This window comes from Mycobacterium sp. (assembly GCF_035603715.1).
Taxonomy (GTDB): domain Bacteria; phylum Actinomycetota; class Actinomycetes; order Mycobacteriales; family Mycobacteriaceae; genus Mycobacterium.
The window spans coordinates 1-24,902 of the sequence record NZ_DATNJW010000678.1 but is presented as its reverse complement, the minus strand read 5'-3'; the positions used below and the strand labels follow the sequence as shown (position 1 = coordinate 24,902).

Genomic DNA, 24,902 nt, shown 5'->3' with positions numbered 1-24,902 from the left:
CCGACCATCTGACGCCACAGGTACCAGAAGTCGTCCGCCGCGATCGGCGCGTTGTCGGTCCACTGCGCTTCCGGACGGATCTTGTAGGTCACCGTGAACGGGTTCTCGTTGGTCACCACGGCGGACGTCAGCAGCGTCGGGTCCATCTCCCAGCGGGAGCCGGTCGAGGTGCTCGGGTCCACCACCGGACGAAACGCACTCGGCAGCACCAGCGCGCTGACCGCGGCGTTGACCGCGGACAGATCTGACAGCAGATGCGGGTTGAACCCGGCGCCGATCGAGTCGATGCCCATGATGATCTGCGTCTTGCGCTGCGGGGGCGGGGCGGTGCTGCGTTTGGTCTCGGTGCTCTGTGGCGCCGGTGGCGGGCTGACGGTACAGCCGGCGAACATCAGCAGCGAAACCAGCAACCCGGCGGTCGCGTACGCGCGGCGGGCTCGTTTCGGCACGCCCCACAGGGTATCGGTGCCCGTCTGTTCGGCGACGCGCATCCGGCAGCTAGCCGCGGGCCTTGGCCCGCGCCTTCGCCCGTGCCCGCAGCGTCGCGGTGAGCTCGAGCTTGCGCACCCGGACCACCTCGGGCGTCACCTCAACACACTCGTCCTCGGCGCAGAACTCCATGGCCTGCTCGAGGCCGAGCTCAAGCGGCCGGGCAAGGGTTTCCATGACGTCGGCCGTCGACGAGCGCATGTTCGTGAGCTTCTTTTCGCGCGTCACGTTGACGTCGAGGTCCTCGGCGCGGGGGTTGATACCCACCACCTGGCCCTCGTAGGTGTCTTCGCCGGGCTCGACGAAGAACTGGCCGCGATCGGCCAACTGAATCATCGCGAACGGAGTGATCGACCCGCTGCGGTCCGACACCAGCGAACCCGTGTGTCGGGCGCGGATCTCGCCCGCCCACGGCCGGTAGCCGTCGAACACCGCGTTGGCGATGCCGGTGCCTCGGGTCAGCGTCAGGAAGTCGGTGCGGAAGCCGATCAGGCCGCGGCTCGGCACGATGAAGTCCATCCGCACCCACCCGGCGGCGTGGTTGGTCATTTCCTCCATGCGGCCCTTGCGGGCGGCCATCAGCTGAGTGATCGCGCCGACGAACTCATCGGGGCAGTCGATGGTCATCGCCTCGAAGGGCTCGTGCAGTTTGCCGTCGACGGTCTGCGTGACCACCTGCGGCTTGCCAACGGTCAGCTCGAAGCCCTCGCGGCGCATCTGCTCGACGAGCACGGCCAGCGCCAGCTCACCCCGGCCCTGGACCTCCCAGGCGTCGGGGCGATCGATGTCGACGACCTTGATCGACACGTTGCCGACGAGTTCGGCGTCCAGCCGCGACTTGACCATGCGCGCGGTGAGCTTGTGTCCGGACACCTTGCCCGCCAGCGGCGACGTGTTGGTGCCGATGGTCACCGAGATGGCGGGCTCGTCGACGGTGATGCGCGGCAACGCGTGGGCGTGATCCGGGTCGGCCAGTGTGTCGCCGATCATGATCTCGGGGATGCCCGCTACAGCCACGATGTCGCCCGCGATGGCCTCGTCGGTGGGGGTGCGCTCGACGCCCTCGGTGACCAGCAATTCGGTGATCTTGGCGTTCGTGATGACCGGATGGCTGTCCACCTCGCGCATCCAGGCCACCTGCTGGCCCTTTTTGATGCGTCCCTTGTAGATCCGGATCAGGGCCAGTCGACCGAGGAACGACGACGCGTCCAGGTTGGTCACCAGCGCCTGCAACGGCGCTTCGGGATCGCCCTGCGGCGGCGGGATGTGCTCGAGCAACACGTCGAACAGCGGGTCCAGGTTGTCGCCGTCGGGGTTCTCGCCGTTGGCGGGCTCGGTGGTGCTGGCGATGCCGGCACGTCCGGAGGCGTAGAGCGTCGGCAGGTCGAGCGCCTTCTCGGCGGCCGCCTGGGCATCCTCGTCGAGGTCGGAGGCGACGTCGAGCAGCAGATCGTGGCTCTCCTCGACGACCTCGGCGATCCGGGCGTCAGGCCGGTCGGTCTTGTTCACCACCAGGATCACCGGCAGGTGCGCGGCCAGCGCCTTGCGCAGCACGAAGCGAGTCTGCGGCAGCGGCCCCTCGGACGCGTCGACGAGCAGCAGCACGCCGTCGACCATCGACAGCCCGCGCTCCACCTCTCCGCCGAAGTCGGCGTGGCCAGGCGTGTCGATGACGTTGATGACGGTCATCGAACCGTCCGCGTGCTGGCGGTGCACGGCGGTGTTCTTGGCCAGGATCGTGATGCCCTTTTCCTTCTCCAGGTCACCCGAGTCCATGAGGCGTTCGATGGCGTCGTCGCCGCGATGGGTCAGTGCGCCGGACTGCCGCAACATCGCATCAACCAGTGTCGTCTTGCCGTGATCGACGTGAGCGACGATGGCGACGTTTCGGAAATCCACGCCGGTGATTGTCGCAGTGCAGGTCGTCGATCGCGAAACCGAGCGTGCGGCCCGGCGTGCGGTCAGCGTGCACTCAGAATGCTGTTCAGCGCTGCTAAAAACGCCCGGTCGGCCGGAACCCAGTCGACCTCATGCAGCTCCGCCGCCGACACCCAGCGCAACGCCGCGTGGTCGTGCGGCTGGGGCTCCCCGCGGACCAAGCTGACGTGGTAGGCCCGCAGCGTCGTCGTCGCATTGATCACGACGTCGTCGCCCAAACGCGGGCCAACCTGCACTCCGACGCCGAGTTCCTCGGCGAGTTCGCGGACCAGCGCCGCGGCTTCGGTCTCACCCGCGGCAACCTTGCCGCCCGGCAACTCCCAACGACCGGCCAGCTCCGGCGGTCGAACGCGCTGCGCGACGAGCACCCTCGCGTCGGCGATCAGGGCCCCGGCGACCACGATCTGGTTCGGCATCGCCGGTGACGCTATCGGGTGCCGTCGCCTGTGGGCGAACTCACAGCCACGTACGCTCGGAAATATGGCTGTGTTATCGGACGAACAAGTAGATGCTGCGCTGCCTGACCTCAACGGCTGGGAACGTGAAGACGGCGCCCTGCGCCGTTCGGTGAAGTTTCCGGCGTTTCTCGCCGGCATCGAGGCGGTACGCCGGGTAGCTGAACGCGCCGAGGAAAAAGATCATCACCCCGACATTGACATCCGTTGGCGGACAGTGACTTTTGCGCTGGTGACGCACTCCGAAGGCGGTATCACCGAAAAGGATGTCGCGATGGCGCACGACATCGACGCGATTATTGCCGAGTAGTCGCGCGTCTCCCGCTCGCCGCGATCCAGGCCAGGGTGGCCAACGTCGCCACGATGTAGACCAACCCGCCCCAGGCCTGGTACCACGGCCTGCCGTTCTGCCAGATGGTCGGCTGAGCGAAGCTCAGCAACCACGGCACGCCGATAGTGGTGAGCGCCAACCACATCCAGCCGAGGATGCGCGCGCCGCGACGGTCGGAGAGCGGGCCGTGTAGCAGCCAGATCATCAACGGCACCAGCCACACCCAGTGGTGCGTCCAGGAAATCGGCGAGAGCAACAGCCCGAACAGTTCGATGATCAGCAACGGACCGAGTTGTTCGGTCGAACGGGCGCTCACTGCGCGCCAAGCAAGTACGGAAAGTATTGCGGTGACGGCGATCCCGATCAGCACCACCGGACTGTAGCCGGCGTCGTGGCCGAAGATCCGGCAGATACCACCCCGCCAGGACTGGTTGAAGATCGTGCAGATCGGTCCGACCCGGTCGGTCTTGAAGATCAAATCGGTGAAGTAGTAACGAGTTTCATCGCCGACGACCAACACCGACACCCCGACTGTGGCCAGGAACACGACCCCGGAGAACACCGCCGTGGCCCACCGGCGGGCACCGACGAAATACAGTCCACCGATCGCGGGCGTCAGCTTCACCCCCGCTGCCGTCCCCAGTAATAATCCTGACAACCACCATCGGGTGCTGAACACCGCCGCCAGCGTGGCCAGCGCCAGTATGACGTTGATCTGCCCGTAGTCGAAGGTGCTGCGCAGCGGTTCGAGCCAGATCGCGATCCCCGTCCAGAGCATCGCCAGCCGGTGGCCCTCCCCGGCCGCGACACCCAGCAGTCGCTGGCTGATCCGGACCACGCCATAGAGCGCGGCCATCGTCCCGACAGTCCAGCAGAACGCGACCACGCCGAACGGCAGCAGGTGCAGCGGATAGAAGATCACGGCCGCGAACGGCGGGTAGGTGAACGGCAGCGGGAAATCCGGCGTCTGGTCGGCGTAGACGTAGTGGTAGAGGCTGCCCGGGTGGTCGATCATGGCGGCCCCGCCGACGTAGACGTGCAAGTCGACGAAGTTCGCCCCGTTGGGCGCCAGATACGTCCAGGCCAGCCGGGCGGCAACGCTGACGACCAAAAGCACCGGCCCGATCGTGTCCAGTGAGATCAGGCGCCGGCGGTTGGAGATGGCCGCCGGAGCGGCTGAGGTGGTGTCGATCTGCACGACTCTATCGCCGGGCACACCAGGCACCGCGGTTCCCGCAACGAGCTCGCTCGGTCACCGCCGCCGCTCGATTCCATAACGGTCGAGTAAATGCCACACGTGTCACTTGAGTCACTTCCACATCAGGCGGATCGTCGGCGCCGAGGACCTGTCATCGAGTTTCAGGGAGAATCATGTCAACTGTTCGGACCTTCGTACGCGCCACCGCTGTTGTGGCGGGCTCGTCGGCAGCGTTGCTCTTCGGCGGCTTGATGGGCACAGCCCACGCCGACCCGGCGCCGGTGCCCACCCCCGACATCAGCCAGCAACTGGTCGGCACCGCGGCTCAGGCGCCGCAGATGCTGCAAAGCGTTGCGGGAGCATTGGGCGGCCAGCCGGCCACCCCGCCGCCGCTGGCCAGCGCGTCGATCAAGATGCCGCAGCAAGCTGCCGCCCCGACCGCGGGTTCGTCGCTGCTGCCGGGCTTGGCGTCGCCGACCCAGGCCACGACGGCCGCACCCAGCCTGGGCATTCCGGGTCTGAGTACGCCCGCTCCGGCCACCACGTCGTCTCCGGGGCTCAGCCTCCCGGGCCTGACCGCGCCGGCCGCACCCGCTCCTGCGGCGAATCCCGTGGGGATGCTGCCTCAGGCTCAGCTGAACCTGCCGCAGATCCCCGGGATGCCGTTCCCGCTGCCTCAGCAGGTGTCGCTGCCCGGTGACCTGACGTCGCTGTTCACCGGCGGATCGCCGCTCACCAGCGGGTTGGCATCGGCTGCGGGCATTCCGACCGCTGCGGCCCCAGCGGCGACCCTGCCGCTCACCGCGGCACCGGCGGCTACCTTGCCGCTGGCGACCGCTCCGGTGCTGCCCTCGGCGGCCGGCGCGTCGCTGTTCCCGGTTTCCGCCCTGCCCTGACACCGCGCTACCGGCCGGCTAGCGCCACCGCGCGCTAGCCGGCCACCAACAACATCGACGACCGGGAGGACACCATGTTCACCGCTAGAAATCTGATCAGCGCATTCGCCGCCGCGGCCATCGCATCGACCGCCGCCGTGGCACTGTCCCCCAACGCCGCCGCCGACCCGGCGCCGCCCGCACCGGTTCCCGCTCAACAGATTCCAGGAATGCCGGGGCTGCCGGCACTGACCGAGTTGAGCCCGATCATCCAGCAGGCCGCGGGCAACCCGGAGCAGGCGACGCAGCTGCTGATGGCCGCAGCGCAAGCTTTCAGCCACAACCCGTCGGCGCCCGAGCAATCGAAAAGCGTTGCGGAGTCGGTGAACCAGTTCGTCACATCACCGCCGGAAGCCGCCTCGACGGCACACGTCGTCCCGCCAGGTGTGGAACCGGGTGCGCAAGCACACCTGCCGACCGGTATCGACCCGGTACACGCCGCCGGCCCCGCTCCCGAGGCAGCAGCGCCCACAGCGGCGAATGCTGTGCCGGTGGCGGCGACACCCCCAGCACCGGCAGCCCCCGCCGGACCAGCACCGGCCGCTGTTCCCGCACCCGCTCCGCCGGCCGCCACGCCCGCGCCTGCGCCCGCTCCTGCGGCTGCCGCTCCGGGTTTCAGCCCGGACGCCCCGCCCACGCAGGACTTCATGTACCCGTCGATCAGCAACAACTGCGGGACCGACGGCGGCATGGTAATGGCGCCGGTGCTGTCGGTGGCCGGTCCCGCCAAGATCCCGGCGCCCGGCCCGAACGCCGGCCAGACGGCCTACGTGTTCACCGCGGTCGGCACGCCGGGGCCCGCCGACGTGCAGAAACTGCCGTTGAATGTGACCTGGGTGAACCTGACCACCGGCAAGTCGGGCAGCGCCACGCTCAAGCCCCAGCCCGACATCAACCCGCAGGGGCCCACCACGCTGACCGCCACCGTCGACACCGGTTCGGGCAGCATCATGTCGACGATCTTCGGGCAGGTCAGCACCAAGGACAAGCAGTGCCAGTTCATGCCCACCATCGGCTCGACGGTGGTGCCCTGATCGCAGTGCTGGCTTGATCTAGGCCCCGTCAGTCCGCCGGCGCGCGCCCATTGTCGTGTGCACGCCGGCGGATTTGTCGGTTAATACGCCATGCAGTGCTAGTAGGCCATGCCGTGCTAGTAGGCCATGAACAGGATCGCGTCCCGGTCGTACTCCAGGCCGGGGTGCGCGCTGGCCAGGTGGGCCTGCGTCAGGTCGACTAATTCGTCCTCGTCTTTGCCGGTGATCGCCTCGCCGCACGGACAGTTCAGGTGTGTCTTCACGTTGCTGCCTTTCCGGTTGCCTTCTTGGCTGCCTTCATCTGCTTCTTGTAAGAACGAACCTTGTCGAGCGAACCCGCATCGGCGATGTCGGCCACCGACACGTGCGTGCCGGCCTTACCGAAGTCGCCCGCGGCCGCCCGCCAACCCTTGGGAGTTACGGCGTACTGCTTACCGAGCAGTGCCAGAAATATCTGCGCCTTCTGCTCGCCGAACCCCGGCAGGCCCTTGAGCCGTCGCAACAACTCGGGTCCGTCGGGATCGCCGGCGGTCCACAACCCGGCGGCGTCGCCGTCGTAGCGATCCACGATGATCTGCGCCAGCGTCTGTATCCGCTTAGCCATTGAGCCCGGAAAGCGGTGTATCGCAGGCTTTTCCGAGCACAGCGCGGCGAATTTGTCCGGGTCGTAGTCGGCGATTTCGGCCGCGTCGAAACCGTGCATCCGGTCCGCGATCTTCTTCGGGCCGGAGAATGCGGTCTCCATCGGCACCTGCTGGTCGAGCAGCATGCCGACGACCAGGGCCAGGGGGTTCTCAGTGAGAAGTTGATCGGCGTCGGTGTCCTGCGCCAAGCAGATCTGCACGGTCAACGAGGTGTTCCTTCCGTCCCCTAACCCAACTGCTCTAACCCAACCACAACAGGTGGAGCGTGCGACACCCCGATCACGACTTCTTGTGCTACGTCGCCATGTCGGTCCCCGGGGGTAGTAATGGAACCCCGGAAAGGACAACCATGAACATCGCGGCCCCGAAGATCGACCTTATGAAGCTGTTACTTGCCGCCATCTTGTCGGCTGCGGCTGTGCTCATCGCTGCACCAGCCGGCGCTGATCCCGATCAATGCGACGTCTATCACCGCACTTGCTACCCGCAGTACTGCTACGGCACGGGCGGTTGGACATCCCCGTATTCCGGTTATTGCCCGGACACACTCGGGCCTCCCTACGGGCGCGGCAATGGGAGGGATGCGGGATGACCGCGCTCAAATACCGTGGTAGCTCAGTTCCAATTGGGCCGCATCACAACAGCCCCGCCAGCAGCGATGGCACGTCTGCACCAAGCCCCGGCAGCTCTGCGGACAATGTCGCGGCAGACATCGGGGCCTCGGTATAGAACGACGGCTCGAAAAAGCTCGGGCCCAACAACTCAACGAGCCAGGTCGGGTAGTTGAGGTCTCCGAACGGGGTGGTGAAGAAAGCCTCGGGTGTGCCGCCGATGTTGTTGTAGATCAGGCTGAAGCCTTCGGTAGCGAAATTGAGTGAGTTGTACTGCTCCCCGATCGGGACATTCCCGGCGATGTCCTTTTCGACGTAAACGTTGTAGTCGGAGCTAATGCCGGTGAAGCCGAAGAAGGGGGTGTCCAATCGAACCAGGCCCTCGAACGTGTCGGCGGGGTCATTGGGCACGCTGAAATCCTGGTAGTACTGGGTTTCAAGGGCCTGCCATGGGCCGATGACGCAGCAGTCGGTGAGATTGAACGCGTCGCCTATTGGCACGGGTGCATCGAGGCCGGGGTCGGCGTGTGCCGTGACCGCGGAGAAGGCCAGCGCGGCCAGCGCGCCCGTCAGGCCCAAGTTCATGCGGATCATTGGTCAGCCCTCCTAGTCTGACGCTTTTCGGGTGTCGCACTTCGCGACAGCAATCGTCACTCGGGTGTGGCGAGATGATCGCAGTAGTGCGCTACTTCAATTCGCCCACGAGTTACCGTGGCGTATGGCCAGCACCCCTGCCCGCACCGGCCGCAACTTGAGAAGCTTGGCCTGGTTCACCGGGCTGTCCTGCTTCGTCATCGGGATCTACCATTTCGTTCTCGGCACCGCCTCGGTTCCAGGGGCGACCGATGCCAACGCGACGGTGGATTCGCGCGAGCGGTTCTACTCCGCGTACTTCGCCGGCTACGGCTTGGCGTGGTTGGGGGCGGCCCGCAGAACTCCCATCCGCGCCGGCGAGGTACGCCTGCTGGCGGGGCTGATGTTGGTCAGCGCCGTTGGACGGGTGATCTCGCTAGTCCACAACGGCCGGCCGCACTGGTTCCAGGAAGTGCTGACGGCGGTCGAATTCATTGTTCCGGCAGCATTTTTCGGCCTCGCCGACACAGACGAAGCCTAAACAGTCCAACAGTGAGCTAGCGGGTCAGCCGCTTTTGCGGCGGAACTCCCGGCGATTCCCGGCCGCGCCCTGTGACCGCGGCCCCTTGGCGCCGGCGTCCTTATGGTCGGCGCCGCCCGACGACTTTGCGTTCTTGCGCTCCAGGGCTTCACGGAATTTTCGCTTGTTGTCGCCCTCGGACGACTCGGCCCCCGACTTCGTTCCAGCCATAGCCCGCAGCCTAGCGCGCCCGGCGCCGTTGAGCGTGATTCACCGCAGGCCCGGCGGCATGCCGTAGACGTGGGCGATCGGCAGGGTCAGCACGACGCGACGGTCGGTGACCATCGCCTGCCGGTAGTCGTCCCAGTCCGGATGTTCACCGGCGATGTTGCGGTACAAGGCGATCAGCGCCTCGACGGTATCGTCGTCGGGCGCGGCAGCCGGCGGGGTCAGCGTCGCGGTGCCCTCGGCAACCGCATATGACCAGCCGTCGTCGGAGCTGACGAGCAGCGTCGCCCGCGGATCGCGACGCAGGTTGCGGGTCTTGGCCCGTGGCTCGGTTATCGACACCTGAATGGAGACGCTGCGGGCGTCGAAGTAGTACGACACGTTGGACAACTGCGGGCGCCCGTCGCGCTTGAGGGTGGCGAGCACGCCGAGAGAGTTGTCCGCGATCACGGCGAGCAGTTTGTCGTCGAACACTTGGCGACCCATGTCGCAAGCCTACTCAGACGATCGCGCCCCGCTGGACGCCTGCGTGGCTACCATCGCGCTCATGACCCAATACGCGGCGTTCCTGCGCGGCGTCAACGTCGGCGGCGTCAACCTGAAAATGGCCGACGTGGCGGGCGCATTGACCGACGCGGGACTCGCTGAGGTCCGCACCATTCTGGCGACCGGAAACGTGACGTTGGATTCGCCGAAGGCCGCAGATGCGGTGCGCGCGACGGCCGAGAAGGCACTGCGAAAGCAATTCGGATACGACGCCTGGGTGCTGGTTTACCCGATCAAGAAGGTGCGCGTGATCGTCGACGGCTACCCGTTCGAGCCCGAGGTGGACGGATATCAGTCCTACGTCACGTTTGTCAGCGACAGCGACGTACTCGACGAGCTGGCGGCGTTGGCCGACGACGCAGGAGCCGACGAGAAGATCGCGCTCGGCCCCAAGTCCGCGGGCGTGATTTATTGGCAAGTGGCCAAGAATCACACGCTGGACAGCACGATCGGAAAGACGATGGGCAAGAAGCGGTACAAGTCGTCGACCACCACCCGCAACCTGCGCACGCTGGTCAAAGTCCTGGGCACTCAGCCGTCCTCGTAAGCCTCGAGGTAGCGCAGCGCCTCGGCCTTGCCGAGTCCCAGTCCACGCGCGACATCGAGATAGGCGCTGGCCGCGGCCGCCATCGCGCTGTCCGACGGGTCAGCCCGAGCGACGAAAGTGCCGAAGCGGCCCCGGGTTTCGACGATCCCGGCGGTCTCCAACTCGCGGTAGGCCCGGGCCACGGTGTTGACGGCCAGCCCCAATTCGCCGGCCAGTTCGCGCACCGTCGGCAGCCGGGACCCGGGCGGCAAGGTCCCAGCCCGGACGGCATCGATGATCTGGTTGCGGAGTTGGTCGAACAGCGGTCGATCCGCCTGTCCGTCAACCCGTAGCCACTCCCCCAATTCCACCCGCTCAGTATTCCGCAGTCCCGCTATCTTGGTGAGGTGCGTATCACGGTGCTGTCCGGCGCGGGAATCTCCGCGGAGAGTGGCGTGCCGACGTTCCGCGACGACAAGAACGGGCTTTGGGCCAAGTTCGATCCCTACGAGTTATCCAGCGTTCAAGGCTGGGAGCGCAATCCTGAGCGGGTCTGGGGCTGGTATCTCTGGCGGCACTACCTGGTCGGCACCGTCGAACCCAATGACGGGCACCGCGCCGTCGCGGCCTGGCAGGACCACGCCGAAGTCAGCGTCGTCACGCAGAATGTCGACAATCTGCACGAGCGTGCCGGCAGCTCGCCGGTGCACCACCTGCACGGCAGCCTATTCAAATTTCGTTGCGCGACTTGCGGTCTGCCGTACCACGGTGAACTTCCGGAAATGAGGGAGCCCGCGTTGGAGGTTGAGCCGCCGACGCACGATTGCGGGGGTTTGATCCGGCCCGACATCGTGTGGTTCGGCGAGGCACTGCCAGAAGAGCCGTGGCAGCGTGCGGTGGAGGCGACGAGCGCCGCCGATGTGCTGGTCGTGGTGGGGACCTCGAGCATCGTCTACCCGGCGGCGAGTCTGCCCGAGATGGCGCTGGCCCGCGGAGTGGTCGTGGTCGAGGTCAACCCGGAGCCGACGCCGCTGTCCAGCAGCGCCACGATCACCGTGCGCGAATCGGCCAGCACGGCCCTGCCGACGCTGCTGCAGCGACTGCCCGCGCTACTGAATTAAGCCGGGCGCCGCGCCCGCCCGACGACGAACTCCGACGCCGGTAGCGGTACCCAGGCCGGAAAAGCCAGTTCGGTTCGGGTCTTGTCGACGTGAAACCCCGCAGCCCGGATTGCCTGCTCGGTGTCGCGGTGAGTATGGCAGTTACCCGCCAGCCGCGGCCATATCGTCGCGTCGACCAATCGCTGGACCCGGCCCCGGATTCCGCCGCTGGCAACATGTTCCAGATAGCGCAGCTCGCCGCCCGGCCGCAGCAACGAAAACAGTCGCCGCAGAACAGAAGCAGGCTCTGTAACCGAGCACAGCACCAGCGAGCACACCACCGCGTCAAATGGTTCGTCAGCCGAGAAACTCTCCACCGTCCGATTGGTGACCTCGAGCGGAACGGCCGCACCGGCAGCCGCTTCCCGGGCCAGTCCGACCAGCCGGTGCTCGGGTTCGACTGCGACGACCTGCGCGACAGAATCGGGATAGAGCTCGAAATTGGTTCCGGTGCCCGCACCCACCTCAAGCACCCGGCCCGACAGCCCGGCCAGGTTGTCCCGGCGGAGTTCCCGCATCTGCTCTGTCTCGTGTGCGGCGATGGCGGGCCAGATCCGTGCGAAGAACGGATGGTCGACGGTGTCCGCGGTCGATGACGTCATGGCTGCCAGCCTTTCGCAAGCGGTTACTAGGAAGATCCTCGCACCGCAGATTTGAGCGCCGTCAACTGCTCCACCACTTGGTCGGGAGTGCCGTCGACCTCGACCAGTCCGCCGACCATGTGGCCCAAAAAGACGGCACGGAGCACCCGGTCGGTAAACGCCTCGGCATCGCCGAACGGCAAGTACGGCTTGGCAATCAGCATCGAGGCCGCGCCGTGCGCGGCGCTCCACAGTTCCAGGGCGACTGCGGCCGCATCGCCGCGCGGGAACACACCCTCGTGCATCAATACGCCGACGGTGGCGGACATGTGCGCGAAGGCCGAGCTGGCCAGCGCCGAGTCGACATTGCTGCCGGATCTCCACTCGCCCATCGTGGCGATCCGGTAGAGCTCGGGGTTTTCGGTGGCGAACCGGACGTAGGCCAAGCCCTGGGCTCGCAACACTTCCACGGTGGACGACTGCGCAGCGGACACCCGCTGCATCTCCTCGTCGAGCTTCTCGAAATAGCGCGCGCACACCGCGTCCAGCAGCCCGTCCTTGTCCTGGAAATGCAGATAGATCGATGGTGGCGTCACGCCGACGCGTTCGGCGACAGAGCGGATCGACACGGCCTTGGCATGCCCGGTATCCAACAGGAGTTCGGTTGCCGCATCGAGGATTTCGTCACGCAGCAGATCGCCGGATCCTCGTGGGGCGCGCCGCCGGCGAAGACTGTCAGTCGGCGAGCTAATGCCCATTAGCGACCGTCGTGGCAGTAAAAGCGGCCATCGAAGTGCTTGCCGGAGCCGCGTCGGGTCGACGGTGTCGTCCGCCGGCAGGGTCGGCAGCCACCGGCAGCGGCTCGGATCCCGCCTCGCTGATGCCGAACCGCTCGTGCAGCCGCATCAGCGGTCCGGGTGCCCACCAACTCCATCGGCCCAGAACATGCATGAACGCCGGCACCAGCACCATCCGCACCAACGTTGCGTCGGCCAGCACGGCCAGGGTCAGGCCGAGACCGAACATCCGCATGAAGGACACCTGCGCAGCGATCAACGCGGCGAACGAAATCGACATCACCAACGCTGCCGCGGTGACCACCCGGCCGGTGCGCGCCAACCCGAGCGCCACGCTCTCGTCGTTGTCGGCGCGTTTGGCCTTGTTGTCCGCCGTGGCGGGTCGCGACGCGGTCGCAGTCAACCAGTACTCGCGAATCCTGGAGACCAGGAACACCTCGTAATCCATCGACAGTCCGAATGCGACACAGAACAACAGCACCGGAATGTTGGCCACCAGTGTGCCGCTCTGCGTGGTGCCCAGCGCACCCAGGTGGCCGTCCTGGAAGATCCACACCAGCGCGCCGAATGCTGCCGTCAACGATAAAACGTTGCACACCAACGCCTTTAACGGCAGCAGCACACTGCCGGTGAGCAGGAACAGCAGCGCAAAGGCGATGATGCCGATCAGGCCCAACACCACCGGCAACCGATTGGTGATCGCGTCCGTGCTATCGCGGTTGATCTGCGCCAGCCCGGCCATCTGCACCGACTGACCGGCCGGACCGGGCACGGCGTGCAACCGGTCGAGTTGGGTGTCGGAGGCTTGGGAGAAGAGCGGCGCGGTGGTGGCGAGCGTCAGAAACGCGCTGTCCTGCGCCATCCCGGTGGCCGCCGACGGCGGTCCGACCTGTTTGCCGTGGGCGAACGTTCCGGTCGGCGCCGACACCGCGGTCACGTCGGCCACCCGCGACAGGTCGGCGGCGTAACGGCTGAGGTCGCCCGGACGTACCCCTCGAACGTCCGGGACGACAACAGATACCGCGGTCGCCGAATCATCGGCGAAATCGCGACGCAGCTGATCACCGACCGCATGGGCCGAAGCCGACTTCGGCAGCACGCGGTCGTCGGGCATACCCCACTTCACCCCGAGGAACGGCAGCCCGAGCATCAACAACAGCGCGACCACCAGCAGGCCGATCGGCACCGCGAATCGCATCACGAACTTCGTCGACCGGTACCAAAACAGCCGTTCGACCGGTTTGCGCACCGGGTCGGGCCGACCGAGTATCCGGCGGCCGAGCTTGCGGACGTCCAGGGCATCCAGGCGCGGACCGAGCAACACGATCGCCGCGGGTGTCACGAAGATCGCGGCCACCGCGACGAACGCGACCGTGGCCACGCCCGCATACGCGAATGACTTCAGGAAGTACATCGGGAACAGCACCATCACCGCCATTGACAACGCGACGGTGGTCGCCGAGAACAGCACGGTGCGACCGGCGGTGGCCATGGTTCGGATCAGCGCCTGGTTCGGGTCACTGCCGTCGGCCAGCTCGTCGCGATAGCGGCTGATGATCAGCAGCGTGTAGTCGATGGCCAAAGCCAGCCCCAGTGCGGTGCTCAGGTTCAGCGCGTAGGTCGATACGTCGGTGCTGAAGCTGATCAGGCGCAGCACCGACATCGATCCGACGATGGCCAGCCCGCCCAGGCAGATTGGCAGCGCCGCGGTCAGCAGGCCACCGAACACCCAGACCAGCACCAGAAAGCTCAGCGGGATGGCCAGCGACTCCATCAGCAACAGGTCGCGCTCGTTCTGACGGTTGATCTGGTCGTACACCATCGCCGTTCCGCCGGCGCGAACCGTGACGCCGTCGCGGTCGTGCACCACGCGCGCCGCGATGCTCTTGGCATATTTCTGTGCGCTGTTCTCGCCGCCTTCGAGGTTCGCGACGATCAGCCCGGATTTGCCGTCCTTACTCACCAAGTCAGCGGCCAGGTGCGGTGGATGAGCTGCCGGACCCGTCCAGGCCGAGGCCACGTTGTACACCCCGGACGACCCCTGCACCTGCGCGACGATGTCGGTTGCGACGCTGCGGGCTTGGGCGCTCTGCGCACCGTCCCGAGCGGTCAGCATGATGACGAGCTGCTGGTCGCTTTGGCCGAACTTGTCGGTCAGCAGTTTGATCGCTTGTGCCGACTCTGAGGCCGGATCTTGAAAGCCGCCGGCGGAGAGGCTCTTGGCCACCGGGATCCCGAAGACCGCGGCCGCCACTAGCACCAAGGTGGCCACCGCAAGAATGCGCCGAGGGGCCGCGAGGGCAAGGCGGGCAATCCGCTGCAGCATGCGTGTCCTTCCGCTCTGATATCGTCGCTAACTTAGCAGCGATAACTTAGCTATGCAACATTGCGGCGGCATATTTGACGCCTCATCAATAAGAACGACGCGAACGCCCGCGTTGGTTCAATGCGGCTGCCGATAACCAGGACATTTTCAGAGTTTATGCGGTTACACGTTTGCCCAATAGATCTGTTCCAACCATCCGGACTGATTGCTCCAACCATCCGGACGTCGCGTCCAGCCCCTAACGCCCTACTGGGCGGTAACAATTGCCACGATTTTCCGAATCGTGACTCAAAGATTCCTTAAACGTTGCCCATACGCTCATCTACATGTGGATCGATGACTCCAGTGCCGACGTGATCAAAGCTGATTTCGAGGCTCTCTACCACGGCGATGTGTTGGTAGAGGGTGAGTGCTCGGAGCAGTTCGAAGACTGGCACCCGCTTTCCAACGCGAGCTAATTCGCGCGACGCGCGCGCTTGGTCACGAGCGTGCCGGTGCCGAGGCGAACTCAGCCTGACCAACCTCTGGCACTGACCTATTTGTGAAGCACCCGTTGGTGCAGCCCCCGCCACACGCGGGGGCTTTTCATTGCGCGGGCTGGTTTAGCGCGGCGCCATCCGGATCGCGCCGTCCAACCGGATGACCTCGCCGTTCAGCATCGGGTTCTCGACGATGTGCACCGCCAGTGCGCCGTATTCGTCGGGGTTGCCCAATCGGCTGGGGTGCGGCACCTGCTTGCCGAGCGACTCTCGGGCCGGCTCAGGCAGGCCGGCCAACAGCGGTGTGTCGAACAAGCCGGGAGCGATCGTCATGACTCGGATGCCCTTACTGGCCAGGTCGCGTGCGATCGGCAGGGTCATGCCGACAACGCCGCCCTTGGACGCCGAGTACGCGGCCTGACCGATCTGCCCATCGAAGGCCGCCACCGAGGCGGTATTGATGATGACGCCGCGCTCCTCCCCGACCAGATCGTTTTGGGCGATCCGCTCGGCACCGAGCCGCAGCACGTTGAACGTGCCGATCAGGTTGATCTCCACGACCTTGCGGAATGCCTCCAGCGGGAAAGCGCCGTCCTTCCCCAGCGTCTTGATGGCATTGCCGGTGCCGGCGCAGTTGATCACAATGCGCAGCGGCCCAAGCGATTCGGCGATATCGAGCGCCGCAGTCACCGCTTTCTCGTCGGTGACGTCGGCCGGCGCGAAGCGCGCCCGATCACCCAGCTCGCGGACCACGTCCTCACCCTTGAGGTCGAGCACGACCACCTGCGCACCGCCATCGAGCAGGCGCCGGGTGGTGGCAAGGCCCAGTCCGGACGCCCCGCCGGTGACGAGTGCTACCGCATCGGTGATCTCCACGCACATCTCCTTTCAAACGGATCAAACTTCAGAAAGGTCAGACTTTCAGAAGAGCCAGACTCACAGTCCGGTCGGGCCGGGCTTGGGCGGATCCCGCCGCGGCGACTCCGACCTGCTGGTTGGCCGGGACTATACCCAGTCGTTGAGGACGGCTTCGGTGTCGGCTCCCGGCTGCCCGGGCGGCCGCGGCTCATCCGGCGACGAGCGGGAGAACCTGGGCGCCGGCAACGGCTGCAGCCCGCCGCCGGTCTGGTAGAAGGTGTTCCGCTCGGTGATGTGCGGCTCGGTCTCGACCTCACCGAACGCCAGGATCGGCGTCACGCAAGCATCGGAGTCGGCGAACACCTTGGCCCAGTGGTCGCGGTCGCGGCTGGCGAACACCTCGGTGAACTTCGCCCGCAGTTCTGGCCAGCGGCTGCGGTCGTTCTGTGCCGGCAGATCCGCGGGGTCCAGGCCGAGTCCGGCCAGCATCGCCGCATAGAACTGCGACTCGATGGCGCCCACCGAGACATAGCGGCCGTCGGCACACTCGTAGGTGTCGTAGTAGGGCGCCCCGGTGTCGAGCATGTTGGTGCCGCGCTCGTCGGTCCACAACCCCAGTGCGCGCATCCCCCACATCATCTGCACCAGCACCGAGGATCCGTCGATCATCGCCGCATCGACGACCTGGCCCTGGCCGGACGTCTGCCGCTCGAACAGCGCCGACAGGATCCCGAGTAGCAGGAACATCGACCCGCCGCCGAAGTCGCCGACCAGGTTCAGCGGCGGCACCGGCTTTTCGTTGGCCCGGCCGATGGCGTGCAACACGCCGTTGAGGGAGATGTAGTTGATGTCATGGCCGGCCTGCTTGCTGCGCGGACCGGTCTGACCCCAGCCGGTCATCCGGCCGTAGATCAGCCGCTCGTTGACCTTGGCGCAGTCGTCCGGGCCCAGACCCATCCGTTCGGTGACGCCCGGCCGATAGCCCTCGATCAGCACGTCGGCCTTGGCGACGAGCTTGAGCACCAGCGCACGTCCCTCGTCGGACTTCAGGTCGGCGATGACGAACCGGCGGTTGCGCAGCATCGGGTCGGACCCGGTGGCACCGGGCCGATCGATACGTACGACGTCGGCACCGAGATCGCCGAGAATCATCGCGGCGTGCGGGCCTGGCCCGATTCCGGCGAGCTCGATGACTCGCAACCCTGTCAACGGACCCGCCATCTCAACCGACCTCCTTGTCGACAACACTGCTGACTCGCATCTTCGCAGTCGGCGCGACGGACGCTGCACCCCGGTGGCTTACAGTCGATCCCATGACCGCAATCGATTCCGGAATCGACACCCTGGCCCCCGTCGACGGACTTGCCGTCAGCCTCGCCGAGGGCGTGCTGTCGGTGACCATCGACCGCCCCGACAGCCTGAACTCGCTGACGCTGCCGGTGTTCGAAGGACTCGCCGACGCGATGGAGCAGGCGGCTAACGATCCGCGGGTGAAGGTCGTGCGATTGGGCGGCGCCGGCCGCGGGTTTTGTTCCGGAGCGGGTATGAGCGCCGACGACGTGGCGGGGGCCGGCCCCGGCGACGAGCTCATTCTGGCGGCCAACCGGGTGGTGCGGGCGATCACGGCGCTGCCGCGCCCGGTCGTCGCGGTCGTTCAGGGTCCGGCGGCCGGTGTCGGCGTCTCCATCGCGCTGGCCTGCGACCTCGTATTAGCTTCGGACAAGGCGTTTTTCATGCTCGCGTTCACCAAGATCGGCTTGATGCCCGACGGCGGCGCCTCGGCGCTGATCGCCGCGGCGATCGGCCGGATCGGCGCGATGCGGATGGCGTTGCTGGCCGAGAAATTGCCCGCCGCCGACGCGCTGGCGAGCGGCCTGATCAGCGCTGTCTACCCGGCCGACGACTTCGAGGCCGAGGTGGACAAAGTGGTGTCCGGGCTGCTGCATGGGCCCGCGGTGGCGTTCGCCAAGACCAAGCAAGCCATCAACGCAGCCACGCTCACTGAGCTGGAGCCCACCCTGCAGCGTGAACTCGAGGGTCAGTCCGTCCTGTTGAATTCACACGACTTCCGCGAGGGCGCAAGGGCTTTCCAGCAGCGCCGAACGCCGGCCTTCAAAGATAACTGAGCACGGAGAGCAGAGCGGCTCACAACCCGAACAGCGGCGGCAACCCCAGCAGCACGACCAGGGTCCACGCGAAGTGGGTCAGGATCGGCGCCAGCACCCCGCCGGTTGCGCGACGCTCCAATGCGCACACCGTGCCAAGGATGATCGCGGCGAAGGCAAGCATCGGGTTGCGGCTGCTTCCCAACGTCGCGATGGCGTAGATGACGGTTGAGATCAGCAACGGGTGATGCTTGCCCAAAGCCGTATACAGCGCGCCGCGGTAGAACATCTCCTCGGCGACGGCGGCCAGCAACGCGACCGCCATGGTCAGCCGCCACGACCCCTGATCGGTGTACCGCAGCAGGCGGGTGATCAGTTCGGCAACGACCGGGATCTCTCGAGCGACCAGACCGCCGACGATGAAGACCCCGCCGAGCAGCAATCCGATGATGGTGCCACTGACCACCGGGCGCTGATTGCGGCCACGCCACCGGGCGCCGCCGAGATGCAACGGGCCGGAAATCAAGGCACCGAGCGCCCACACCCCCGCCAACGCGAGCGACCACCAGTAGAACGCCGCTTCCCCGGGGTGCCGTCGCAGCGCAAGGCCCAGCGAGGCGACGCCCAGCACCAGCACGACTGCGACGACTACCCGCCGGCGCCGCACGACACCAGGTGGTTCGTTGTGCGGCACAGCGACATTGACGATGCCGCGGCGGATCTCTTCCAGAGCACTGGGCTGGGGAGACACGTCAGTCATTACAGATGCACTTTCGGTGTGAGAGCGATCAAGATATCGAGTCCGGTCCGGATCGCACCGGCGATCGGACCGGGGACAATATCTACCAAACCGAGGCCGGGTCGCGCGATCGATGGTGTCACTATGCACGCAAGCCGCCGCAACCGCAGTGCATCGCCGCCGGCCCACGCCGGATCGCTGTCGGCCAGGTGGTGTGGATCCGCAAGCTCGTCGACCGGGCGCGGCCGGCGATCGGACAGCGAGCGGCTGATCGCTTCTTTGATCGACAGCAGCCCACCCGCCGGATCGGGAACCAGGTCGCGCAGGCCGGCGCCGCTGGCCCGCATCGGATAGTCCAGCGACTCGACCAGGTCGGCGGCCAGTCCGTCGGGCACCGGCAGCGCCAGCGCAGTCACCCATGAGGCAACCGTGGTGTCGATTCCCCACACCGGAAGACCGGTCTGCCAGGTACCGGCGATACGCGCATAGGCCTTCAGTAGCTCGCGGTAGGAGGTGGTGTCCGGGCCGGCGATGTCGTACGCGCCCGCAGGAACCCGCTCGGAGTCGGCGGCTGCGACGAGGTAGTGCAGCACGTCGCGGATCGAGATCGGGTCGATCGCATTTTCCATCCACTTCGGGACCGGGATCACCGGGAATCGGTCTGCGACGTAGCGCAGCATCTCGAACGACGTCGAGCCCGCCCCGAAAATCACCGCGGCGCCCAGCCAGACCACTTCGGCGCCGCCGTCGACACTCAGCGCCGCAGCCACCTCGGCTCGACTGGCCAGATGTTCGGACAAACCCTCATCAGAGGGAACGAAACCACCGAGGTACACGATCCGGCGCACGCCCCCGCTCTTGGCTGCGGCGGCGACATTTTCGGCAGCGGCGCGATCGGCGTCCCGAAAGCCGGGTTGCCCGATCGCGTGCACCAAGTAGTAGATGACGTCGATCGGCCCCGCGTCGGCCAGCGCAGCGTGCGCCGATTCGGCGTCGGAGGCATCCAGCCGCACGGGTATGACGTCGTCGTACCAACCGAAATCGCGGAGCCGCTCAGGGGCACGGGTTGCGGCCAGCACCTCGTGGCCAGCCTCCAGTAGCGAGGTGACCAGCCGCGACCCGACATAACCGGTCGCGCCGGTCACGAATATTCGCACACCTCAACGTAGACAATCTGCGCGCACTTCAAACCCGGGAAACCGCTTAGAAACACACATAATTAGGCAGATGTCGAATTATTAATCAGCGCAGTCACATTGAACCGGCGGCGAAGCAGACTCGTATTCCTAGTGTGGGCAACCAAATTCCGGGCGCGCGTCCCGAGACACCTGACATCGAACTGTCCGAACTGACGAAGGGCACACCATCGGTCGCCTCGGTGGCTGTCGAGTTCCCGCCGCATCGGCACAGCCAGGACGAAGTGATAACGGCCTTGGCCGATTTCGCCGGTCCCGAGTTTCGACGATTCGCCGCCACCAGCGGGGTCGAGACCCGCCAGCTTGCGCTGCCCCTGTCGCGATACCGAGAGCTCAGCGGCTTCACCGAAGCCAACGACGCCTACCTTGACATCGCACTCGAGCTGGGTGAGCGGGCGTTGAAGTCGGCCTTCGCGCAAGCCGAAATCGAGCCGTCCGAGGTCGACGTCGTGTTCTCGACGACGGTCACCGGGCTCACCGTCCCCTCGTTGGAAGCGCGGCTAGCGACCCGGCTGGGTTTTCGACAGGACGTCAAGCGGGTGCCGCTGTTCGGACTGGGTTGTGTCGCCGGGGCCGCCGGCATGGCGCGCGTGCACGATTACCTTCGCGCCTTCCCCAATCATGTGGCTGCGTTACTCGCTGTCGAGTTGTGTTCGTTGACCATTCAGCGCGAGGACCATTCGATCGCAAACCTGGTCGCGTCCAGCCTGTTCGGTGATGGCGCCGCCGCGGTTGTCGCGACCGGAGCCGACCGGCCGGCAGTCGGACCGAAACTGCTCGCGACCCGCAGCCGTACCTACCCGGACACCGAGGACGTACTGGGCTGGAATATCGGCACCGCGGGATTCCAGATCGTCCTGTCCGTCGAAATTGCCGCGGTCGTGGAGAAATACCTTGGTGATGACGTCCGCAACTTCCTCGCAGACCACGGGTTAACCACTGCGGATATCTCACGATGGGTCCTGCACGCGGCCGGCCCGAAGGTCATCGACGCGGTCGAAAATGTGCTCGACGTTCCGAGAGATGCGTTCGATAACACTCGAAAGTCTCTGCGCAACAACGGAAATCTGTCGTCTGTTTCGGTGCTGGATATTCTTGCCGACACCATGACCGACCCTCCACCGCCCGGTTCCCTGGGACTGATGATCGCCATGGGCCCCGGCTTCTCCGCCGAACTAGTCCTGCTTAGCTGGTAGGCATGTACTACCTGCTGATCCTGGCCGTCGGCATCGAACGGCTGATAGAGCTGATCGTCGCGAAACGCAACGCGCGATGGGCTTTCAGCCAAGGCGGCAAGGAATTTGGCCACGAGCACTACCCGGTGATGGTCACCCTTCACACCGCGCTGCTGGTGGGCTGCGTCGTCGAAGTGTGGGGCCTGCATCGGCCCTTTATCGGTTGGCTGGGTTGGCCGATGCTCGCCGTGGTGGCAGCCAGCCAGGTGCTGCGCTGGTGGTGTGTGGCGACGCTGGGCCGACGGTGGAACACCCTGGTCATCGTGGTGCCGGACGCGCCCTTGGTACGACGAGGTCCGTACCGGTTTCTGCACCACCCGAACTATGTGGCAGTCGTCGCCGAGGGGTTGGCGCTGCCTCTGGTGCACACAGCATGGTTGACAGCCATCGGCTTTACCTTGGCGAACTGGCTGCTGTTGACGGTACGGATCAGGGTCGAGAACACCGCACTGGGCTACCGATGACAACACAGCGATGAGAAGGAGCGGCACGGATGACATATGACGCCGACCTGCTGATCGTCGGCGGCGGCCCAGCCGGCCTCGCTTCGGCGATAAACGCTCGCCAACAAGGGCTTTCGGTGATCGTGGCGGAGCCGAGAAACGATCCGATCGACAAGGCATGCGGCGAGGGACTGATGCCGGGCGGCTTGGCCGAACTAGTGTCGCTGGGCGTCGACCCCTACGGGATGCCGTTGCGGGGTATCGCCTATCTCGATCAGCAACGCCGAGTCGAAGCGCCTTTCCGCGGCCGCTTCGGTCGCGGTGTGCGGCGTACCACCTTGCACGCCGCGCTGGCATCGCGCGCCAAAGAACAAGACACCGAATGGATCTCGACGCGCATCACCAGTGTCGACCAGGACGCCCACGGCGTCACGGCAGCAGGGGTCCGCGCGAAATGGTTGATCGCCGCCGACGGACTGCATTCGACGGTCCGCCGCGCGGTCGGTATCAGCGTGGTCGCCGGACGTCCACGGCGGTTTGGGGTTCGCTGGCATTACCAAGTGCCGGCGTGGTCGGATTTCGTCGAAGTGCACTGGTCACGGTGGGGCGAGGCATACGTGACACCCGTCGAGCCCGACCTTGTCGGCGTGGCGATCCTGTCGCAAAAGCGTCCAGACCTCGCCTGGTTCCCCGAGTTGGCAGACCATCTGCAAGACGCCGACCGTGGGCGAGCACGCGGCTGCGGACCCATGCGACAGGTGGTGTCCCGCCGCGTCGCGGGACGGGTGCTGTTGGTGGGCGACGCGGCCGGCTACGAAGACGCGCTCACGGGTGAAGGCATCAGCCTGGCCGTCAAGCAGGCCGCCGCGGCGGTGAAGGCTATCGCCGACGACGTGCCCTCGTCATACGAATCGGCCTGGCATCGAATCACGCGCGACTACCGACTGCTCACCCGCGGGCTGGTGCTGACCACCGTGCCAAAGGCGGCTCGACGCGCCATCGTGCCCGCAGCCACCCTGCTACCTGCGGTATTCGAGCAGGCTGTGCACAGATTGGCACGCTGACACTGGCGTTTCCGCCGCCCCGTTAGCCAACCCTGAAGGGTTGGCAGTTATCCGACATGCTGTACGTTGGTTCCAGAAATTGGATTACCAGCAAAGCGGCTGAGCCGCCACTGACCACTTGGATACGATGACCACATGGGCCCTGTTACGCCTGGCGTACAGGGGGGGAACGCCAACAGCACACCATCCGCGTCCGTCGCGGCTGTAGCGATCGAATTCCCGCCGCACCAGGTGGGCCAGCGGGAAGCACTGTCGGGGTTGACCGGCCTCGGGGGGCCGCAGTTCGACCGGTTCGCCGACAGCGCCGGAGTGCAAACCCGCCGCATCTCGTTGCCGTTGTCGCAGTACGGCCAGCTGAGCGGCTTCACCGAAGCGAACGAGGTCTTCGTCGAGACCGCGCTGGAACTCGGGGAGCGCGCGCTGCTCTCGGCATTCGACGCCGCCAAGGTCAAGCCCTCCGACGTCGACATCGTCTTCTCGACAACGGTCACCGGGTTGGCGGTGCCGACCTTGGAAGCCCGGCTGGCGACCCGGGTCGGCCTGCGTCCTGACGTCAAGCGGGTGCCGCTGTTCGGACTTGGCTGTGTCGCCGGGGCCGCCGGGGTGGCCCGGATGCATGACTATTTGCTGGCGTTTCCCGATCACGTCGCCGTGCTGCTCGCTGTCGAACTGTGCTCGTTGACCCTGCAACGCAACGACTTCTCCATCGCCAATCTGGTCGCAACCAGTCTGTTTGGTGACGGTGCCGGTGCCGTCGTCACGAAGGGAGCTGCGCTGACGCCCGTCGGGCCGCGAGTGCTGGCTACCCGCAGCCGGCTCTACCCCGACACCGAAGATGTGATGGGCTGGAACATCGGCAGTAGCGGGTTCCAGGTCAAGTTGTCGGCAGAGGTCGCGAACGTCGCCGAGAAGTACTTGGGCGAAGATGTCCGCAACTTCCTCGCCGACCACGGCCTGACTCCATCGGACATCTCGACGTGGATCTGCCACCCAGGTGGACCGAAGGTGATCGAAGCCGTCGAGCAGACGTTGGACCTTCCCGTCAACGCCCTTGATCACACTCGAAAATCGTTACGGGACAACGCAAACCTGTCTTCTGTTTCGGTTCTGGATGTACTCCGCGCCAACATGGCCGATCCACCGCCGCCGGGTTCGTTCGGACTGATGATGGCCATGGGGCCGGGGTTCTGCTCCGAACTGGTGCTGCTCGCCTGGTAGGTCGTTCGTCGTGCGCCGGGACGATGCGGTGAACTGTCACCATTCGCCTTGTCCTGCAACGGGTTTTTCCGCCGCTCCCACGTATTCGCCCAAATATCCGCCACCGAGCAGGCTTGGCGCCTTCGTCAGCACGATCGTGAAATCGGAAAGGCTGCGTTTGCGAAATGCGCGGCCCGCGGCAAGCGGGTTCAGCTTGGTCGTGTATTCAAGACCGGCGATGGCCGGCGATCGGGAACCCCCACTCCCTTGCACTGACCGGTATCCGAGATCTTCGAGAAGCCTGGAAAGCTCGGTGGGTCTTACGAACCGGCGAAAGTCGTGAGTCGACTTGTGCAGGCCGGACACGAACAACGGGCCGATGGTGACGAAGGACAGCCAGGTGTACAGGTTCCGGTCTGGGGCCACGTAGAACAGCCGCCCGCCGGGTTTCAGCGCGCGGTAGGCATTCGCCAGGACCGCGCGGTGCTCGCCGCAGTGGTCGAGTATTCCATGCATGTAGACCACGTCGAATTGATTGCTGGGCATAGTGTTTCGATCGCGGATGTCCCCAACATGGAATTGAACACTTGCGACATTGGCGAAAGACCGCCTCGCCACCCGGATGGCTTTGTAGTCGACGTCGAAGCCATCGATTTCCCAGTCCCGAAACTCGGGCTGCGCCTCACGCAAGCCA

Annotated in this window: 30 protein-coding genes and 1 pseudogene; 13 read left to right on the top strand and 18 right to left on the bottom strand. The window is 65.9% G+C overall.

What is annotated here, in order from left to right; translation table 11 throughout:
- The 3 genes and pseudogenes from VN856_RS27385 to VN856_RS27375 all read right to left on the bottom strand — a co-directional run.
- Window positions 1–491, bottom strand: a pseudogene (locus VN856_RS27385) (ABC transporter family substrate-binding protein); the annotation flags it as partial.
- Window positions 492–498: 7 nt separating this feature from the next.
- Complete coding sequence (typA, locus tag VN856_RS27380; RefSeq protein ID WP_325695150.1) at window positions 499–2,388, bottom strand: translational GTPase TypA; 1,890 nt, start codon at window positions 2,386–2,388, stop codon at window positions 499–501.
- A gap of 62 nt (window positions 2,389–2,450) precedes the next feature.
- Window positions 2,451–2,843, bottom strand: coding sequence for a (deoxy)nucleoside triphosphate pyrophosphohydrolase (locus VN856_RS27375; protein WP_325695149.1), 393 nt, complete (start codon window positions 2,841–2,843; stop codon window positions 2,451–2,453).
- A gap of 64 nt (window positions 2,844–2,907) precedes the next feature.
- Here VN856_RS27375 and VN856_RS27370 point away from each other — a divergent pair, with 64 nt between their 5' ends.
- The gene (locus VN856_RS27370) at window positions 2,908–3,192 is read left to right on the top strand and encodes a 4a-hydroxytetrahydrobiopterin dehydratase (RefSeq protein ID WP_325695148.1); all 285 of its coding nucleotides are present in this window, start codon (window positions 2,908–2,910) and stop codon (window positions 3,190–3,192) included.
- Here VN856_RS27370 and VN856_RS27365 read toward each other — a convergent pair.
- Window positions 3,179–4,429, bottom strand: coding sequence for a mannosyltransferase (locus tag VN856_RS27365; protein WP_325695147.1), 1,251 nt, complete (start codon window positions 4,427–4,429; stop codon window positions 3,179–3,181). The two genes, VN856_RS27370 and VN856_RS27365, sit on opposite strands and share 14 nt — an antisense overlap.
- Before the next feature lie 155 nt (window positions 4,430–4,584).
- On the opposite strand from VN856_RS27365, the gene VN856_RS27360 reads away from it, so the two are divergent.
- The gene (locus VN856_RS27360) at window positions 4,585–5,307 is read left to right on the top strand and encodes a hypothetical protein (protein WP_325695145.1); all 723 of its coding nucleotides are present in this window, start codon (window positions 4,585–4,587) and stop codon (window positions 5,305–5,307) included.
- A 74-nt stretch (window positions 5,308–5,381) separates the two neighbouring features.
- Window positions 5,382–6,380 (top strand): hypothetical protein, encoded by a 999-nt coding sequence (locus VN856_RS27355; protein ID WP_325695143.1) that lies wholly within the window; start codon window positions 5,382–5,384, stop codon window positions 6,378–6,380.
- Between the two features lie 116 nt (window positions 6,381–6,496).
- Here VN856_RS27355 and VN856_RS27350 read toward each other — a convergent pair whose 3' ends face one another.
- Together VN856_RS27350 and VN856_RS27345 are read right to left on the bottom strand one after the other, a co-directional pair.
- Window positions 6,497–6,643 carry a DUF1059 domain-containing protein gene (locus tag VN856_RS27350; protein WP_067334757.1) on the bottom strand — a complete coding sequence of 49 codons (147 nt, stop codon included), beginning with the start codon at window positions 6,641–6,643 and terminating at the stop codon, window positions 6,497–6,499.
- Window positions 6,640–7,224 carry an HhH-GPD-type base excision DNA repair protein gene (locus VN856_RS27345; protein WP_325695155.1) on the bottom strand — a complete coding sequence of 195 codons (585 nt, stop codon included), beginning with the start codon at window positions 7,222–7,224 and terminating at the stop codon, window positions 6,640–6,642. Before VN856_RS27345 ends, VN856_RS27350 begins: the two co-directional genes overlap by 4 nt.
- Window positions 7,225–7,373: 149 nt before the next feature.
- Between VN856_RS27345 and VN856_RS27340 the strand changes: the two genes are divergently transcribed.
- A complete protein-coding gene (locus tag VN856_RS27340) occupies window positions 7,374–7,616 on the top strand; it encodes a hypothetical protein (RefSeq protein WP_325695141.1) in 243 nt (80 codons plus the stop codon).
- A 43-nt stretch (window positions 7,617–7,659) separates the two neighbouring features.
- On the opposite strand, the gene VN856_RS27335 is transcribed toward VN856_RS27340, so the two are convergent.
- Window positions 7,660–8,229: a hypothetical protein gene (locus VN856_RS27335; protein WP_325695139.1), complete on the bottom strand. Its 570-nt coding sequence runs from the start codon at window positions 8,227–8,229 to the stop codon at window positions 7,660–7,662.
- A 124-nt stretch (window positions 8,230–8,353) separates the two neighbouring features.
- On the opposite strand from VN856_RS27335, the gene VN856_RS27330 reads away from it, so the two are divergent.
- Complete coding sequence (locus tag VN856_RS27330) at window positions 8,354–8,749, top strand: DUF4345 domain-containing protein (RefSeq protein WP_325695138.1); 396 nt, start codon at window positions 8,354–8,356, stop codon at window positions 8,747–8,749.
- A gap of 24 nt (window positions 8,750–8,773) precedes the next feature.
- Here the strand turns inward: VN856_RS27330 and VN856_RS27325 are convergent, their stop codons facing one another.
- Both VN856_RS27325 and VN856_RS27320 read right to left on the bottom strand, forming a co-directional pair.
- Complete coding sequence (locus VN856_RS27325) at window positions 8,774–8,959, bottom strand: DUF5302 domain-containing protein (RefSeq protein WP_325695136.1); 186 nt, start codon at window positions 8,957–8,959, stop codon at window positions 8,774–8,776.
- 39 nt (window positions 8,960–8,998) lie between these two features.
- Window positions 8,999–9,442: a PPOX class F420-dependent oxidoreductase gene (locus VN856_RS27320; protein ID WP_325695135.1), complete on the bottom strand. Its 444-nt coding sequence runs from the start codon at window positions 9,440–9,442 to the stop codon at window positions 8,999–9,001.
- Between the two features lie 61 nt (window positions 9,443–9,503).
- On the opposite strand from VN856_RS27320, the gene VN856_RS27315 reads away from it, so the two are divergent.
- Window positions 9,504–10,049 (top strand): DUF1697 domain-containing protein, encoded by a 546-nt coding sequence (locus VN856_RS27315; RefSeq protein WP_325695133.1) that lies wholly within the window; start codon window positions 9,504–9,506, stop codon window positions 10,047–10,049.
- On the opposite strand, the gene VN856_RS27310 is transcribed toward VN856_RS27315, so the two are convergent.
- On the bottom strand, window positions 10,034–10,399 hold the full coding sequence (locus tag VN856_RS27310) for a GntR family transcriptional regulator (RefSeq protein WP_325695131.1): 366 nt from the start codon (window positions 10,397–10,399) through the stop codon (window positions 10,034–10,036). The two genes, VN856_RS27315 and VN856_RS27310, sit on opposite strands and share 16 nt — an antisense overlap.
- A gap of 36 nt (window positions 10,400–10,435) precedes the next feature.
- On the opposite strand from VN856_RS27310, the gene VN856_RS27305 reads away from it, so the two are divergent.
- Entirely contained in the window at window positions 10,436–11,149 is a 714-nt protein-coding gene (locus VN856_RS27305; protein WP_325695129.1) for an NAD-dependent deacylase, read from the top strand.
- Here VN856_RS27305 and VN856_RS27300 read toward each other — a convergent pair.
- From VN856_RS27300 to VN856_RS27290, 3 genes are read right to left on the bottom strand one after another with little or no spacing between them, the layout of a single operon-like run.
- Window positions 11,146–11,790: a class I SAM-dependent methyltransferase gene (locus VN856_RS27300; RefSeq protein ID WP_414687064.1), complete on the bottom strand. Its 645-nt coding sequence runs from the start codon at window positions 11,788–11,790 to the stop codon at window positions 11,146–11,148. The two genes, VN856_RS27305 and VN856_RS27300, sit on opposite strands and share 4 nt — an antisense overlap.
- A gap of 26 nt (window positions 11,791–11,816) precedes the next feature.
- Entirely contained in the window at window positions 11,817–12,527 is a 711-nt protein-coding gene (locus tag VN856_RS27295) for a TetR/AcrR family transcriptional regulator (protein ID WP_325695127.1), read from the bottom strand.
- Window positions 12,517–14,892, bottom strand: coding sequence for an MMPL family transporter (locus VN856_RS27290; RefSeq protein ID WP_325695125.1), 2,376 nt, complete (start codon window positions 14,890–14,892; stop codon window positions 12,517–12,519). The genes VN856_RS27295 and VN856_RS27290 overlap by 11 nt, the downstream gene beginning before the upstream one ends.
- 326 nt (window positions 14,893–15,218) lie before the next feature.
- Between VN856_RS27290 and VN856_RS27285 the strand changes: the two genes are divergently transcribed.
- Window positions 15,219–15,350: a hypothetical protein gene (locus VN856_RS27285; protein WP_325695124.1), complete on the top strand. Its 132-nt coding sequence runs from the start codon at window positions 15,219–15,221 to the stop codon at window positions 15,348–15,350.
- Between the two features lie 144 nt (window positions 15,351–15,494).
- On the opposite strand, the gene VN856_RS27280 is transcribed toward VN856_RS27285, so the two are convergent.
- Both VN856_RS27280 and VN856_RS27275 read right to left on the bottom strand, forming a co-directional pair.
- Window positions 15,495–16,247, bottom strand: a complete 753-nt coding sequence (locus VN856_RS27280) for a 3-hydroxyacyl-CoA dehydrogenase (protein WP_325695122.1) — start codon at window positions 16,245–16,247, stop codon at window positions 15,495–15,497.
- Between the two features lie 129 nt (window positions 16,248–16,376).
- Window positions 16,377–17,450: a CaiB/BaiF CoA-transferase family protein gene (locus VN856_RS27275; RefSeq protein ID WP_325695120.1), complete on the bottom strand. Its 1,074-nt coding sequence runs from the start codon at window positions 17,448–17,450 to the stop codon at window positions 16,377–16,379.
- Between the two features lie 92 nt (window positions 17,451–17,542).
- Here VN856_RS27275 and VN856_RS27270 point away from each other — a divergent pair, with 92 nt between their 5' ends.
- Window positions 17,543–18,355: an enoyl-CoA hydratase gene (locus VN856_RS27270; protein WP_325695118.1), complete on the top strand. Its 813-nt coding sequence runs from the start codon at window positions 17,543–17,545 to the stop codon at window positions 18,353–18,355.
- A 19-nt stretch (window positions 18,356–18,374) separates the two neighbouring features.
- On the opposite strand, the gene VN856_RS27265 is transcribed toward VN856_RS27270, so the two are convergent.
- Complete coding sequence (locus VN856_RS27265) at window positions 18,375–19,094, bottom strand: CPBP family intramembrane glutamic endopeptidase (protein ID WP_325695117.1); 720 nt, start codon at window positions 19,092–19,094, stop codon at window positions 18,375–18,377.
- Window positions 19,094–20,230: an NAD(P)H-binding protein gene (locus VN856_RS27260; RefSeq protein WP_325695115.1), complete on the bottom strand. Its 1,137-nt coding sequence runs from the start codon at window positions 20,228–20,230 to the stop codon at window positions 19,094–19,096. Before VN856_RS27260 ends, VN856_RS27265 begins: the two co-directional genes overlap by 1 nt.
- Window positions 20,231–20,421: 191 nt before the next feature.
- Here VN856_RS27260 and VN856_RS27255 point away from each other — a divergent pair, with 191 nt between their 5' ends.
- From VN856_RS27255 to VN856_RS27240, 4 genes are all read left to right on the top strand, one after another.
- A complete protein-coding gene (locus tag VN856_RS27255) occupies window positions 20,422–21,465 on the top strand; it encodes a type III polyketide synthase (protein WP_414687065.1) in 1,044 nt (347 codons plus the stop codon).
- A gap of 2 nt (window positions 21,466–21,467) precedes the next feature.
- Entirely contained in the window at window positions 21,468–21,968 is a 501-nt protein-coding gene (locus VN856_RS27250; RefSeq protein WP_325695113.1) for an isoprenylcysteine carboxyl methyltransferase family protein, read from the top strand.
- 29 nt (window positions 21,969–21,997) lie between these two features.
- Window positions 21,998–23,011 (top strand): NAD(P)/FAD-dependent oxidoreductase, encoded by a 1,014-nt coding sequence (locus tag VN856_RS27245; RefSeq protein WP_325695112.1) that lies wholly within the window; start codon window positions 21,998–22,000, stop codon window positions 23,009–23,011.
- 135 nt (window positions 23,012–23,146) lie between these two features.
- Window positions 23,147–24,229, top strand: coding sequence for a type III polyketide synthase (locus VN856_RS27240; protein ID WP_325695110.1), 1,083 nt, complete (start codon window positions 23,147–23,149; stop codon window positions 24,227–24,229).
- Window positions 24,230–24,265: 36 nt separating this feature from the next.
- Here VN856_RS27240 and VN856_RS27235 read toward each other — a convergent pair.
- Window positions 24,266–24,902, bottom strand: a 637-nt coding sequence (locus VN856_RS27235; RefSeq protein ID WP_325695108.1) for a class I SAM-dependent methyltransferase, incomplete at its 5' end; no start/stop codon positions are given.